This is a genomic window from Streptomyces sp. GbtcB7, from assembly GCF_019091445.1.
Lineage (GTDB): Bacteria > Actinomycetota > Actinomycetes > Streptomycetales > Streptomycetaceae > Streptomyces > Streptomyces mirabilis.
Map to the genome: position 1 here is coordinate 530033 of NZ_JAGXJM010000004.1, position 14960 is coordinate 544992.

Sequence of the window (14960 nt, forward strand, 5' to 3'; positions counted from 1 at the left end):
AGGAAACATCCTCATGAAGGCGCTCCTGTCGTCGAAGCCGGTCCTCTGGTTCCTGTTCCTCTTCAACCTCGTCGTCGCCGCGGCCGCGCCGTTCGTCGTCGACGGCGCGCAGGGCGTCGCGACCGCGGTCGGCATGGGGGTCGTCTCCCTCGGCGCGGGCAGCGCCCTCCTCAAGGGCCGCAAGGAGGGACAGCACGCCGCCTGAGGGGCCTTCGGCAGGTGCCTGAACCCGCCGCCCGTCGGACAGGCGCCCTCACAACGCCCGCAGCGCCGCCGCCGTGGCCCGGGCCAGGCTCGCCAGGTACCCCTTCGGCAGCTTGGGCCCGCGGACCACCACCGCCCGCCAGTACAGCGGGCCCGACATGAGGTCGAGCGCGAGTTCCTGGTCGATCCCCTCGCGCACCTCGCCCCGCGCGGCCGCCGCCGCGACGATCCCGCTCGCCACTCCCTGCTGGCCTTCTCGCAGCGCCTTCTGCATGGCGTCCGCGATGTCGGGGTTGCGGGCCGCCTCCGCCTGGAGGTCCGGGATGATCTGGCCGGCCACGGGGTGGCGCAGCGCACGGGAGGTGACCTCGTACAGCAGGCGCAGGTCGCCCTCCAGGGAGCCCGTGTCGGGGACGGGCAGTCCCTGGACCGCTATGGCGGAGACCAGGTCGAGCACCAGGTGCAGTTTCGAACGCCATCGCCGGTACACCGCCGTCTTGCCGACGCCCGCGCGGCGCGCGATGCCCTCGATGGACATCCGGGCGTAGCCGACGGCCGCGAGCTCCTCGAAGACGGCGGCCCGGATCGCCTCGGTCACGTCCTCGCGCAGCACGGCCGCCCCCGCCGGAGCCCTACGACGCGGGGCCTTCCCGGCAGCACTCCCCGCCTTCGCGGCGGCACTCGTGGTGTCGGCGTTCGTCGTCATGCCCTCCAGCATAGGGCGTGACGACGAAACGGTTGCGTTCCGACGTCGAGAAGCCATAGTCTCGCGTTGCGACGATACGGTCCCGTCCCGACGTAAGAAACTGGCAAAGCGGCAGTTAAGAAACGTCAAGGACGGCCCGCGCATCCCACCCCCCGAGCGAAAGCAGCGGATGTGAGCCAGGTCCTCCACACACCGCCGACGTCGGTTCCCCCCACCGACGATCCCGCGGCGCTCGCCGCCCGGTACGGCCTCACCGTCAGTGGCGCCCGCCCGACCCTGCCGGAGTACGTCCGCCAGCTCTGGGCACGGCGTCACTTCATCACCGCCTTCGCCACCGCCAAGCTCACCGCTCAGTACAGCCAGGCGAAGCTCGGCCAGGTCTGGCAGGTGGCGAACCCGCTGCTGAACGCGGCGGTCTACTACTTCATCTTCGGTGTGCTGCTCGGCACCAAGCACGGCGTGCCCGACTTCGTGCCGTTCCTGGTCACCGGCGTCTTCATCTGGACCTTCACACAGAGCTCGATCATGGCGGGCACCCGGGCGATCTCCGGCAGCCTCGGCCTGGTCCGAGCCCTGCACTTCCCGCGGGCCGCGCTGCCGGTGTCGTACGCCATCCAGCAGCTTCAGCAGCTGCTGTTCTCGATGGCCGCGCTGGTCGTCATCCTGCTCTGCTTCGGCATTCCCGTGAGCGCGTCGTGGCTGCTCGTCGTGCCGATCCTCACGCTGCAGTTCGTCTTCAACGCGGGCGTGGCGATGATCATGGCGCGGATGGGCGCCAAGACGCCGGACATCGCTCAGCTCATGCCGTTCGTGCTGCGCACCTGGATGTACGTCTCTGGTGTCATGTGGAGCATCGCCTCGACGCTCAAGCACAGCCACATGCCGCACTGGGCGATGGTCGCGCTGGAGAGCAACCCGGCCGCCGTCTACATCGACCTGACGCGCTACGCGCTGATCGACAGCTTCCACGCCCACCAGCTGCCGCACCACGTGTGGGCGCTGGCGATCGGCTGGGCACTGCTCGCCGGAGTCGGCGGCTTCATCTACTTCTGGAAGGCCGAGGAGACGTACGGACGTGGCTGACATGGCTGACACCCTCACGCAGGACGCCCGGCCCCGGGATGCGGCCGGCAGCGCCGACGCGCTCATCCCCACCGTCGTCGCCGACCACGTGGACATCGTCTACCGGGTCAACGGCACCGGTGCGGGACGGGGCAGCGCCACCGCCGCGCTCAACCGCATGCTGCGGCGCAAGCAGGCCGAGAAGGCCGCGGGCGTACGCAAGGTGCACGCCGTCAAGGACGTGTCCTTCACCGCCTACCGCGGCGAGGCCATCGGTCTGATCGGCACCAACGGCTCGGGCAAGTCCACCCTGCTCAAGGCGGTCGCCGGCCTCCTTCCCGTGGAGAACGGCAAGATCTACACCGACGGTCAGCCCTCGCTGCTCGGCGTCAACGCGGCCCTGATGAGCGACCTCACGGGTGAGCGGAACGTCTACCTGGGCGGGCTCGCCATGGGCATGTCCCGCGAGCAGGTCAAGGAGCGCTACCAGGAGATCGTCGACTTCTCCGGCATCAACGAGAAGGGCGACTTCATCACCCTCCCGATGCGGACGTACTCCTCCGGGATGGCGGCGCGGCTGCGGTTCTCCATCGCGGCGGCCAAGGACCACGACGTGCTGATGATCGACGAGGCCCTCGCCACGGGGGATCGCTCCTTCCAGAAGCGCTCTGAGGAGCGGATCCGGGAGCTGCGCAAGCACGCGGGCACCGTGTTCCTGGTGAGCCACAACAACAAGTCGATCCGGGACACCTGCGACCGCGTGCTCTGGCTGGAGCGGGGGGAGCTTCGCTTGGACGGGCCCACGGAGGACGTGCTCGCGGAGTACGAGAAGTTCACGGGGAAGTAGGGGCGACTCAGGGGGTGCGGGGAACTGCTCGATGTCGGCCGCGAGTTCTTCGTGGCTGGTCGCGCAGTTCCCCGCGCCCCTTTGGGGCGCCCCTGCTCACCTCTCCAGGAAGGTGAAGAGGTCTTCCCACCTGCGGACGATCTCGTCCGTCGTGTAGCGCTGGATGTTGACGCGGGCCGCCTCGCCCATGCGGTCGCGCAGGTCCTTGTCGGACATCAGGGTGTCGAGGCGGCGGGCCAGTTCGCCGGTGTTGCCCAGGGCCGCGAGGAGACCGTCCTCACCGTCCTGGATGATCTCGTGGACGCCGGGAGCGCAGTCGAAGGCGGCACACGGGAGGGCGGTCGCCATGGCCTCCATGAGGGCGAGGGGGAAGCCCTCGCCGCGGGAGGACAGGACGAAGACGGAACCGCCGCGCAGGGCGCCGGGTACGTCGCTGGTGCGGCCCATCCACTCGACGGAGTCGTCGAGGCCGAGGGCGGTGCACTGCTTCTTGAGGATCTCCTCGTCCTCACCGGAGCCGAAGATCCGCAAGGTCCAGTCGGGATGGCGGGGCGCCACCTCGGCCCAGGTGTCGAGGAGCATGTCGATGCCCTTCTGGTCCGAGAGCCGGCCGACGCTGACGACGACGTTCTCGGTACGCGAGGAGGGCACCTCGGGCATGAAGGGGATCGGGTTCGGCATGAAGGACGCGTTGTCGAGGCCCTGACGGATCCACAGGTCGGCGTCCTCGCGGGTGAGCGCGAGCATCCGGTCGACGTCCTTGTAGTGCTTCTGCACCCGCCCGAAGCGCGAGGTCGCCTTCGAGTACGCGAAGGACTCGTGGCTCATGCCGATGACGGTCAGGCCCGTGGTGTCGGCGAGCTCCACCCACTCCATCGCCCACACCTGCGTGACGATCACGACGGCGCCGGGCCGCGCGGCCTGGAACAGCCGGGTCAGCTTGGCGGCCTGCTCGCGCATTCCGGTGGCCCGTTCGGCACGCAGCCTGCGCTCGGCCACGTTGAGCCGCCCCCTGACGCCGCGCGCGGAGCCCACGCGCGGCGGGTGGACGTCGTACAACGTCGTGGTGGGGTACGGGAGTTCGCCGAGCTCCTGGACGACCGCGGGCTCGGTGATGCCGATGACGTGGACGCGGTGGCCGCGCTCGGTGAACAGCCGGGCCATCTGGTGCGACCAGCTGGTCACGCCGCCGAGCTCGTCGACGCTGTTGGAGACGAAGAAGACGTCCCGCTCGCTGTACGCGGTCACGCGCGCCTCCACTGGGAGAAGAACTGGTCGACGATGCTCTGCGCGGCGTTGCCCTGGTCGAACTCGCCGAAGTCGGCGACGAACCGCTCGCGCGGGGCCGCGTACTTCACCTTCTGTTCCTCCAGCGAGTCCAGGACCGCGTGCAGCTCGTCCTCGGTGCGGACGACCGGGCCGGGGGCCCTCTCCAGCAGGTCGAAGTAGGTTCCGCGGCCCTCGTGCACGTACTCGTCGTAGTCGTACGTGAAGAAGAACATCGGGCGGTCGAGGAGGGAGTAGTCGAACATCACGGACGAGTAGTCGGTGATCAGACCGTCGGCGAGCCCCAGCAGGGGCGTCATGTCGTGGTAGTTCGTCACGTCGATGACCCGGCCGCGCACGGACGGCGGCAGCACGACGTGGTTGAGGTAGTGCGAGCGGACCAGGAGGACATAGCGGTCGCCGAAGGTGTCGGCGAAGCGCTCCACGTCGAAGGGCAGCTCGAACCGGCGCTTGCCGCCGCGCTGACGGAAGGTCGGCGCGTACAGCAGGATCTGCTTGTCCTCCGGGATGCCGAACTCGGCCGCCAGAGCACCGCGCTCCCGCTGCCCGGTGGCCTCCTCGCGCTCCTTGGCCTGGACGAGCGCGTCGTTGCGCGGGTAGCCCACCCGCAGCAGCGTCCGCTCCTGGAGCCGGAACGCCCGCGCGAGGGTGCGCACGTCGTGCTCGGAGCGGATCAGGAAGCGGTCGAAGCGGTCGAGGGTGCGCTGCTGCTCGGCCTGCTCCTCTCGGGACTTGAGCTTCCACTCCGGCTCGTCGAAGCCCATCCGCTTGAGCGCCGAGCCGTGCCAGGTCTGGATGTACGTCGTCTCGGGCCGCTTGGTGACCTTCAGCGGGTAGCTCTGGTTGTCGACCCAGTACTCGGCCTGGGCGAGCGCCTTGAGGTACGGCAGCGACCAGCGGCGTACGAGGGTGGCGTCGTCCGGGAAGCCCTGGGGACTGTCCGCGTAGGCCCACACGGCCTCGAACTCGAGGCCCTGGCGGCGCATCTCCTCGTAGATGGCCTTGGGGCTGTCGCTGTACTGCCGGCCCAGGTGGCTCTCGAAGACGACGAGGCCCTTCTTGACGGGCAGGCGGCTGAACACGTCGTGGTAGACGCGGAGCTTGGTGTCACCGGAGGCGAGTTCCTTGCGCAGCGCCTTGACCTTGCGGTAGCCGGTCTTGGCGAGCCGCCCGGTCGGGCCCTGCACACCGCGCTGGACGAGTTCGTTGGCCTTCTTGTCCGGGACGAGCTGGAAGGAGAGGTGGCCGCGGGAGGAGACCTCGGGCTCGATGCGGTCGGCGACCAGCCGGGTCAGGCGGGGCCGGACGGGCAGGTGCCCCTGGGCCAGCTCGGGCTCGGAGGCCGTGAGCCGGGTCGTGGTGCGGACCGTCTTGGCCCCTTCGCCCTCGCCGGCGACGGCGAGGTGGAGGCGTACGTCCCAGACCGCGTCCACGATGCCGAGCGGGCGCAGGCCCTTGGCGAGGTCGGCCGAGGCCTCCCAGGCGATGGCCTCGCCCTCGTGGCGCACGGTGGCCACGGGGAAGCGGAAGGTCTGGAAGCGCACGCCCGGACGGCGGGCGTAGAACTCCAGCTGCGCGGAGAGCCGGGCGTCGGGCGGGATCACGCCGAGCGGGTTGGTGATGCGCCCGGCCAGCCGGACGGTGCCGTCGGTCTCCGCGTACCCGGTCAGCGCGTTGCGCAGGAACATCTTCTCGACCGGCTTGGTGTGGTAGCCGAGCTCGGTGACGTCCAGGACGTGCCGGGCGAAGGCGTCGTGCTCGATGTGCTCGGCGCACCAGTACACGCGTCCCTCGTGCTCGACGAGCGGCGAGGAGATCTTGTCGCGGTTGCTGAGCGTGTCCACGGCGGGCAGCAGGTTGTCCCAGTCGGCCTCGTGGAGGAGGTACGCGCAGATGGCGTGGATCGGCTCGATCTCGTCGAAGGCGACGCGGTCGATCGACTCCAGGTAGGTGCGCGCGATCTGCGCGAACTCCTGGCGGTAGGTCTCGTCACGGAAGGGCAGCTCGCGCAGGTGCAGCACCAGGTCGTGCTTGAGCCACTTGACGTCCTTGGCGAACTTCAGCTCCAGCAGGCCGTGGTCGGCCAGGAGCTGGTCGACCCGGCGGTGGATCTCCATGCGGTGCGTGAAGTTGGCGATCTCGTCACGCCGGTTGCTGATGGACTTCACGGCCGTCTTCGGCTTGTCCACGATCCGCCAGTCGTACACCCGGTTCGGGATGAGCGTGATGCGGCGGGCGGCCACGTAGGCCTGCGCGGAGAACAGCAGGTCCTCGTAGTGGATCCCGACCGGGAACTCGAGGCCCTCATCGAGCAGGAACTGCCTGCGGTAGCACTTGTTCGTCGACAGTGTGTCGAAGACCAGCAGGTCGGGCAGCTCGGAGATGGACTCCAGGGTGCGGGTGCGGTCGTACAGCCAGGGGTACCACTTGACCTCCTTGCCGGTGCGCGAGTCGACGTGCACACGCACGCACAGGCCCGAGACGAGGTCCGCGCCGGTGGACTCGGCGGCCTCCAGCATGTTGCGGCAGGCGTTGCGCTCCAGGACGTCGTCACTGTCGAGGAAGAGGACGTAGTCGCCGCGGGCCTGCTGGATGCCGTGGTTGCGGGGGGCGCCGCAGCCGCCGCTGTTCTCGGGCAGCCTGAAGGCCCGGACCCGGTCCGGGTGCGCGGCGGCCAGTCGCTGTGCCACGTCGTACGAGCCGTCCGTGCTGCGGTCGTCGACGATGACGACCTCGACACCGCGCAGGGTCTGGTCGAGAACGGAGCGCACGGCCGTCGTCAGCCGGGACGCGTCGTTGTAGACGATCACGACCACGGACACGGCGGGTACGGCTGCTGTTTCTGCTGGCGGGCAGGGGTGATCCACACTCATCCTATTAATGCTAGACATTCCTGATGGTTCAACCTAGGCGATCTAGTCCATTTGCGTATCACCTAGGTAGATGCCGATCGCCCGCAAAGGGTTGCGGGCGGCTGTCTAGCGGCTGTGTTTCACCTGTTCGAACACCCAGGTGCGGTACACGAGGAAACGGAACGCCGAGGCCAGCACGATCGACAGCGCCTTGGCCAGGTTGGAGCCGAGCGGGGTGCTCATGCCCAGACCGTGGTAGCCGATGTAGAACAGCGCACTCTCCATGATGACGCCGATGCCGCTGAAGGCGAAGAACAGGGCGATCTGGCGTCGGGTGCGCGAGGCCCGGTCACGGTAGGCGAAGAAGCGGAAGCCGAGGTAGTTGCCGCCCATGGCGACACAGCTGGCGATGACCGTGGCCGCCATCGGGGCCCACTTCAGACCGTGCAGGAGAAGGTTGAAGACCAGGAAGTTGACTGCGATACCACTACCGCCGACGGCTCCGAACTTCACCACTTCGAGGACGATCCGCCGGGTCCTTTCGATCGCCCCGGGAGGAGTGGCGGCTGGTGCGGGCTGGGGCGGTGCGGGGGCCTGTCGACCTACACGGGCCGGCCCCTCGGAGAGGTTCACAGTCACAATTGTCCCTTTTATCATCAATAGGTAAATTCCAGTTCCGGTTTTCCCGAGAGATCCGCAAGAGCGAGGCAAGAGGGCGGCCAAGGCGCTTGCGCCTACCTGCACAAACAGGGGCAGCCCCGGCCATCCGGCCGGGGCTGCCCCATCGACTTACATCCGATCGAGTGAAACAAGTGCACTCACGAGTGAGTCAAGCGCACCCAGAGGTGACCTACGCGTGGGTCACAGCGACCCACGCGTGCGTCACCGCGATCTACGAGTGCGTCCTCAGCAGCGTCCGCATCGTGCGCATCGCCACCGACAGGTTCGCCAGGTCGAACGAGTCCGAGGTCTGGATCTCCTCCAGGGTGGTGCGGGCGCGGCCCAGGATCGCCGCGTTCTTCTCCTCCCAGGCCTTGAAGCGCTGCTCCGGGGTCGAGGTGCCGTTGCCGACGGCGAGCACGTCCGCGGTGAGCGCCGCGTGGGCCGCATACAGGTCCTCGCGGATCGAGGCGCGGGCCATGGACTGCCAGCGGTCGGCACGCGGGAGCTCGATGATGCGGTCCATGAGCTGGGTGATGTTCAGGCGGTCGGCGAGGTCGTAGTAGACCTCGGCGACGGACATCGGGTTCTTGCCGGTGCGGTCGGCCACCGCGACGATGTCCAGCGTCGGGAAGGCCGAGGAGAACCCGGCCACGTGCGTGGCCAGCTCCTCGGGGACGCCGGCGCCCGTCAGCTCCTCGAAGATCTGCTGGTACCACTCCAGGTCCGCACCGCGCAGCAGCTTGGGCAGCTCGCCCCAGACCTGGGCGACCCCCTCGCGGAAGAAGGAGATGTTCTCGGCGAGCTGGAGCGGCTGCGGCCGGTTGTTGAGCAGCCAGCGCGTGCCCCGCTCGACGAGACGGCGCGAGTGCAGCCGGATCCTGGTCTGGACGTCGGCGGCGACGACATTGTCGAGCGCCTCCACCGAGTCCCACACCTTGCTCGACTCGAAGATCGCGCGGGCCGCGGTCTGCGCCCGGACGATCTCCTCCAGGGACGCGCCCGTCTCCTCACGGAGGCGGTGCAGGAAGCTCGTACCACCCGTGTTGACCGTGTCGTTGACCAGGACGGTCGTCACGATCTCGCGGCGCAGCGCGTGCGCCTCGATCTGCTCGCGGAACTTCTCACGCAGCGCGGTGGGGAAGTACGCGAACAGCAGGCTCTGCAGGTACGGGTCGTCGGGCAGCGAGGTGGCGAGCAGCTCGTCGGAGACCGTGATCTTCGTGTACGCGAGGAGCACGGCCGTCTCCGGACCGGTCAGGCCCTGCCCGGAGTTGAGCCGCTCACGGATCTGCCGTTCGTTGGGCAGGAACTCCAGCGCCCGGTCGAGGTGGCCCTCCCTGACCAGGAAGCGCAGGAAGCGCTGCTGGGCGTGGAGCATGCTCGGCGACTGGGCCAGCGCGTTGGCGATCGCCACGTTCTGCGCGTAGTTGTTGCGCAGGACCAGGGCGCCGACCTCGTCGGTCATCTCGGCGAGCAGCTTGTTGCGCTGCTTGACGGTCAGATCGCCGTTGGCCACCACCGCGTTGAGCAGGATCTTGATGTTCACCTCGTGGTCGGAGGTGTCCACGCCCGCGCTGTTGTCGATGGCGTCGGTGTTGATCTTGCCGCCATGCTGCGCGAACTCGATGCGGCCCAGCTGCGTCAGACCGAGGTTGCCGCCCTCGCCGACGACCTTGACGCGCAGGTCGGCGCCGTCGACGCGGATCGCGTCGTTGGCCTTGTCGCCGACGTCCGCGTGCGACTCGGTGGACGCCTTGACGTACGTACCGATGCCGCCGTTCCACAGCAGGTCGACCGGCGCCTGCAGGATCGCCTTCATCAGGTCGGCCGGGGTCATCTTGGTGACACCGCGCTCGATGCCGAGGGCCTCGCGGACGTGCGCGTTGACCGGGATCGCCTTGGCGGTCCGCGGGAAGACACCGCCGCCGGCCGAGATCAGCTCGGTGTTGTAGTCGGCCCAGGACGAGCGCGGCAGCTCGAAGAGACGGCGGCGCTCGGCGTACGAGGTCTCCGCGTCCGGGGTCGGGTCGAGGAAGATGTGCCGGTGGTCGAAGGCGGCGACCACGCGGATGTGCTCGGAGAGCAGCATGCCGTTGCCGAACACGTCACCGGACATGTCACCGACGCCGACGACGGTGAAGTCCTCGGTCTGGGTGTCGACGCCCAGCTCCCGGAAGTGCCGCTTCACGGACTCCCAGGCACCGCGCGCGGTGATGCCCATCTTCTTGTGGTCGTATCCGGCGGAGCCGCCGGAGGCGAAGGCGTCCCCGAGCCAGAAGTTGTAGCTCTCGGCGACCTCGTTGGCGATGTCGGAGAAGGTCGCGGTGCCCTTGTCGGCGGCGACGACGAGGTAGGTGTCCTCCCCGTCGTGCCGGACCACGTCCACCGGGGGCACGACCGCACCGGCGACCAGGTTGTCGGTGATGTCGAGCAGCGCCGAGATGAAGGTCCGGTAGCTGCGGATGCCCTCCGCGAGCCAGGCGTCGCGGTCCACGGACGGGTCGGGCAGCTGCTTGGCGACGAAGCCGCCCTTGGCGCCGACGGGCACGATGACGGTGTTCTTCACCATCTGCGCCTTGACCAGGCCCAGGATCTCCGTCCGGAAGTCCTCGCGCCGGTCGGACCAGCGCAGACCACCGCGCGCGACCTTGCCGAAGCGCAGGTGCACACCCTCCACCTTCGGCGAGTACACCCAGATCTCGTACGCCGGTCGCGGCGCCGGCAGGTCCGGGATGGCCTGCGGGTCGAACTTCATGGAGACGTACTCGTGCGGCTTGCCGCCCAGCGCCTCCTGGAAGAAGTTGGTGCGCAGGGTCGCCTTGATGAGGGTGAGGAAGGAGCGCAGGATCCGGTCCTCGTCCAGGCTGGCCACCTGGTCGAGAGCGGCGTCCAGCTCCTCCATCAGCGCGTCGGTCAGCTCGACACCCGCGTGCTGGCGCTCCGGCGACATCCGCGCCTCGAAGAGCGAGACCAGCAGCCGGGTGGTGTGGACATTGTTTCGGAGGGTGTCCTCCATGTAGTCCTGGCTGAAGGTGGAGCCCGCCTGGCGCAGGTACTTGGCGTACGCGCGCAGCACCATCGCCTGCCGCCAGGACAGCCCGGCGCTCAGCACGAGGGCGTTGAAGCCGTCGTTCTCGGCCTCGCCGGTCCAGGTGGCGGCGAAGGCCTCCTGGAAGCGCTCACGGCCGTCGTCGCCGAGGTAGTCGCCGTTGCCGTTCAGGGACTTGGGCAGGCGCAGCCCGAAGTCGTAGATCCAGGCCGTCGTACGGTCCGAGCAGCGCAGCTCGTACGGGCGCTCGTCGGTGACCTCGACGCCCATGCGGTTGAGGGCCGGCAGGACCGCCGAGAGGGAGACCTGCTCGCCGGTGCGGTAGATCTTGAAGCGGCGCTCGCCGGGACCGGCACCGACCGGCTCGTACAGGCTGAGCGCGAAGTCCTTGCTCCGGTCGCGGGTGAGCTTCTCCAGATGGACCAGGTCGGCGACCGCGGCACGCGGGGTGTGGTCGGCCTTGTAGCCCTCGGGGAAGGCGCTGCCGTAGCGGCGCAGCAGCTCGGCCGCGCGCTCCTCGCCGCACTCGGCGTTCAGCGCCTCGGCGAAACCGTCGGCCCAGGAGCGGGCGGCCTCGACGAGCCGCACCTCGAGCCTGTCCTTGTCGGCGTCGCTGAGCTGCGTCAGCTCGGTGCCCTGCGGGACCCGGACCACGAAGTGCAGCCGGGAGAGGATCGACTCGGTGTTCCAGGCGGTGAAGTCGACGCTGGTGCCGTTCAGCTCCTCCTTCAGGATGTCGATGATCCTGAGGCGCACCCCGGTGGTGTAGCGGTCGCGCGGGAGGTAGACGAGGGCCGAGTAGTAGCGGCCGTACTCGTCCTGGCGCAGGTAGAGGCGCAGCCGGCGCCGTTCCTGGAGGTAGAGGACGCTGGTGACGATGGAACGCAGCTCGTCGGCGGGCGTCTGGAAGAGCTCGTCGCGGGGGTAGGTCTCCAGGATCTGGAGCAGGTCGCGGCCGTCGTGGCTGTTGGGCGAGAAGCCCGCGCCCTTGAGGACCTCCTCGACCTTGCGGCGGACCACGGGGACGCGGCGCACGGACTCGGTGTACGCGGCCGAGGAGAACAGGCCCAGGAAGCGCCGCTCGCCGACGACGTTGCCCTCGGCGTCGAACTTCTTCACACCGATGTAGTCGAGGTAGGACGGCCGGTGCACGGTGGCGCGGCTGTTGGCCTTGGTGAGGACGAGCAGCTTGTGCTCACGGGCCTTGGCGCGGGCGTCGGCGGGCAGCCGCTCGAAGGACGGGCTGACCGGGTGGCTGTCGTCACCGCCGTGCTGCGGGTCGGAGCGCAGGATGCCGAGTCCGGTGCCGGGGACGGCGGCCAGCGAGTCGTCGTCGCGCAGCTCGTACTCGCGGAACCCCAGGAAGGTGAAGTGGTCGTCCGAGAGCCAGCGCAGCAGCTCACGGGCCTCCTCGACCTCCTGGTCGCGCAGGTCGTCGGCGGTCGGCTCGGTGGGCAGTTCCTCGGCGATGCGCAGCGCGGCGTCGCGCATCTTCTCCCAGTCCTCGACGGCCTCGCGGACGTCGGACAGGACGCGCAGCAGATCGGCGGTGATCTGCTTCAGGTCGGCGCGGTCGGTCTCGCGGTCGATCTCGACGTGGATCCAGGACTCGACGTGCGCGTCGTGCGGCAGCCCCTCGATGGTGGGGCGGTCGGGCAGCACCTCGATGAGCTCGCCGGTCAGATCGCGCCGTACGACGAACTGCGGGTGGATGACGACGTGGATGCCGCGGCCCTGGCGGGACAGCTCGTTGGTGACCGAGTCGACGAGGAAGGGCATGTCGTCGGTCACGACCTCGACGACGGAGTGGCTGCAGGTCCAGCCGTTCTCCTCGACGGTGGGCGTGTGCACTCGGACGTTGGCCGTGCCCTGGGGGCGGTTCTCGGCCAGTCGGTAGTGGGAGAAGGCGGCTCCGAAGACATCGACCGGGTCGCGGTCGGTCAGGTCCTCCGGGGCGGTGTGCAGGTAGTAGCGCTGGAGGAACGCGAGCACGGTGTCCTTGTCCGGAGTGCCCTCGCTCGTCGTCCCAGTCGGTAGGTGCCCCCCGACCGGGCTGTTCTCAGCTACCCGGGCAGCCCTCTCGAGCAGCTCGGCCTTGGCTTCGTCCAGCTTGGTCTGCATTGTCCTCTGGCTCCTGTCGCGCGCCGTTGCGTGACGTAGAAGGAAGTACGGGTCTCTTCTCCGACGTAACGCCGTGACGCGGGGTGTCCGGTCTGGTCCGACGCTATGCCGCATGGAGAGATGAGCGGGGGGGTATCGGCCATTCTCGGCACCCTCGGCGACTGTGACGCTGATCTCTGCGTCGTCCGTCCCCGGGGTGTCCGCGGCCTACGGAGAACGCTCGCGATTCCGCTTGCGCCCGCGTTTCCGCTGGTGCTTGCCGCGGTCGCCGCTCCGTCCCGCCCATGAAGATCAGCGATCGCCGCCCGGTCACGGATGTCGTCCGTGCGCTCCGGGCGCGAGGCAGGGGCAACTGGGCCCCCGCGAGATATCGCGCTGATCACGCCACCAGGCTATCGCTCCCTACCCGGGGCCCGTCATGAGCCGTATGTGTACAAAACCGGGGGTGGAACTTTGACAGTATGCACAGGGACGAAAGGGACGGGAACGTGCAGTCCTCCGGTAACCCTCTCCTGCGGCACCACGTTGACGAGGACGGTGGGGCAGAGGCGGAATAGAGCTGGGGCCCCGCTGAAGTCCCTCTGAAGTCCCGTTGGACCCCGCTGGGGCCACTGGGGTCTTGCTGGGGCCCACTGGGGTCCCGCTGGGCCCGCTGAAGCTCCACCGAAGCTCCACCGAAGGGAGCGGCACCGACATGACACCGAAGATCCTGATGGTCACCGGCGACGCGGCGGAATCACTGGAGGTCCTGTACCCCTACCAGCGCCTGCGCGAGGAGGGCTACGAGGTCCATATCGCGGCCCCCACCCGCAAGCAGCTCCGCTTCGTGGTCCACGACTTCGAACCCGGCTTCGACACGTACACGGAGAAGCCCGGCTACACCTGGCCCGCCGACCTCGCGTTCTCGGAGGTCGACCCCGGTCAGTACGCCGCCGTGGTGATCCCGGGCGGCCGCGCACCCGAGTACCTCCGCAACGACCCCGAACTCCGCAAGATCCTCAAGTCCTTCTTCGACGCCGACAAGCCCGTGGCCCAGATCTGCCACGGCCCGCTCCTCACGGCCGCCGCCGACGCCCTGAGCGGCCGCCGCGTCACCGCGTACCCGGCACTGGAACTGGACATGCAGGCCGCCGGAGCGACCTTCCAGGACGCGGAGGCGGTGGTCGACGGCACCCTCGTGTCCGCCCGCGCCTGGCCGGACCACCCGGCCTGGATGCGCGAGTTCCTCAAGGTACTGAGGGCGAAGGCACCGGTGGGCTGAACGACTCGGGGGCGGTGACGTGGGCGGGGAGACGACTGCCACTCGGCTCACACCTCACCGCACTCCCCCGTCGTCGCACGCGATCCGCCCACCCCGCCGATACCTCACTGCACGTGCGGCTGCCCCGCCGACGAGGGGCGCCGCACTCCCCGGGCGCCGCCGCACATCCCGCGCAGCGAGCCCGGACGACAGGCCTACGCCGCCATCAGTCGCTCGGCCTCCTCGACCGCCTCCTCCAGGCTGTCCACCACGGGCACGCCGACCCCTTCGAGGCTGGCACGACTGTGCGAACCGCCGGTGTAGAGCACAGCGCGCGCCCCCACGTGCAGGGCGGCCACCGCGTCGTCGGCGGCGTCCCCGATCACCACCGTGCGCTCCGGGTCCACTCCCGCGAGCGAGCCTATGTGCCGCACCATGTGCTGGGCCTTGCTGCCGCCGGACGGCCCGACCCGCCCCTCCACCCGCACGAAGTGCGGCTCGATCCCGAACCCCCTGACCAGCGGCACCAGTTCCTCGTGCACATACATGCTCAACAGCGACTGGCTGCGCCCCGCCGAACGCCAGTCCGCGAGCAACGTCGACGCCCCCTCGGTGAGCTCGCACGTCACGCGGTGCTCCGCGTAGTACCGATGGAAGGTGTCGTCCATGACCTCCCACTCGGCATCGGTCGGCAGCCGCCCCATCAGCCGCTCGTAGAACTTCGGCACCGGCACGCAGTACAACTCCCGGTACCGCTCGAGTGTGAGCGGCTCCAACCCCAACTCGGCGAACGCCGCGTTCGTCGCCCCGATGATCGCGGCGTTGTCGTGGAACAGCGTCCCGTTCCAGTCCCACACGATGTGCGCTGCTGCGCCCTGCTTCCCCATACCAAGAAACTACCCGCCCGCACTGACAACGCCCCTCGGCGC

The 14960-nt window shown here is 69.0% G+C and carries 10 protein-coding genes; 4 read left to right on the forward strand and 6 right to left on the reverse strand.

The genetic code is table 11. From position 1 onward, the window contains the following. The first annotated feature begins 13 nt into the window (after positions 1–13). Positions 14–205: a hypothetical protein gene (locus KVT44_RS10195; protein ID WP_099922354.1), complete on the forward strand. Its 192-nt coding sequence runs from the start codon at positions 14–16 to the stop codon at positions 203–205. A 48-nt stretch (positions 206–253) separates the two neighbouring features. Here the strand turns inward: KVT44_RS10195 and KVT44_RS10200 are convergent, their stop codons facing one another. Then, on the reverse strand, positions 254–922 hold the full coding sequence (locus tag KVT44_RS10200; RefSeq protein ID WP_099922353.1) for a TetR/AcrR family transcriptional regulator: 669 nt from the start codon (positions 920–922) through the stop codon (positions 254–256). A 159-nt stretch (positions 923–1081) separates the two neighbouring features. On the opposite strand from KVT44_RS10200, the gene KVT44_RS10205 reads away from it, so the two are divergent. Together KVT44_RS10205 and KVT44_RS10210 are read left to right on the forward strand one after the other, a co-directional pair. Continuing rightward, positions 1082–1993 carry an ABC transporter permease gene (locus KVT44_RS10205; RefSeq protein ID WP_099922352.1) on the forward strand — a complete coding sequence of 304 codons (912 nt, stop codon included), beginning with the start codon at positions 1082–1084 and terminating at the stop codon, positions 1991–1993. A 1-nt stretch (position 1994) separates the two neighbouring features. Further along, positions 1995–2819, forward strand: coding sequence for an ABC transporter ATP-binding protein (locus KVT44_RS10210; RefSeq protein ID WP_229889456.1), 825 nt, complete (start codon positions 1995–1997; stop codon positions 2817–2819). A gap of 96 nt (positions 2820–2915) precedes the next feature. Here the strand turns inward: KVT44_RS10210 and KVT44_RS10215 are convergent, their stop codons facing one another. The 4 genes from KVT44_RS10215 to KVT44_RS10230 all read right to left on the reverse strand — a co-directional run bounded on the left by KVT44_RS10215 (position 2916) and on the right by KVT44_RS10230 (position 12791). Next, positions 2916–4067: a glycosyltransferase gene (locus KVT44_RS10215; protein WP_308313945.1), complete on the reverse strand. Its 1152-nt coding sequence runs from the start codon at positions 4065–4067 to the stop codon at positions 2916–2918. Further along, the gene (locus KVT44_RS10220; RefSeq protein ID WP_190173475.1) at positions 4064–6979 is read right to left on the reverse strand and encodes a CDP-glycerol glycerophosphotransferase family protein; all 2916 of its coding nucleotides are present in this window, start codon (positions 6977–6979) and stop codon (positions 4064–4066) included. Before KVT44_RS10220 ends, KVT44_RS10215 begins: the two co-directional genes overlap by 4 nt. A gap of 105 nt (positions 6980–7084) precedes the next feature. Continuing rightward, complete coding sequence (locus tag KVT44_RS59985; RefSeq protein WP_308313946.1) at positions 7085–7474, reverse strand: GtrA family protein; 390 nt, start codon at positions 7472–7474, stop codon at positions 7085–7087. A 376-nt stretch (positions 7475–7850) separates the two neighbouring features. After that, entirely contained in the window at positions 7851–12791 is a 4941-nt protein-coding gene (locus KVT44_RS10230; protein ID WP_217566753.1) for an NAD-glutamate dehydrogenase, read from the reverse strand. A gap of 694 nt (positions 12792–13485) precedes the next feature. Here KVT44_RS10230 and KVT44_RS10235 point away from each other — a divergent pair. Then, positions 13486–14052, forward strand: coding sequence for a DJ-1/PfpI family protein (locus KVT44_RS10235; RefSeq protein ID WP_054229601.1), 567 nt, complete (start codon positions 13486–13488; stop codon positions 14050–14052). Between the two features lie 194 nt (positions 14053–14246). Here the strand turns inward: KVT44_RS10235 and KVT44_RS10240 are convergent, their stop codons facing one another. Next, entirely contained in the window at positions 14247–14918 is a 672-nt protein-coding gene (locus KVT44_RS10240) for an HAD family hydrolase (RefSeq protein WP_190173473.1), read from the reverse strand. Positions 14919–14960 lie beyond the last annotated feature (42 nt).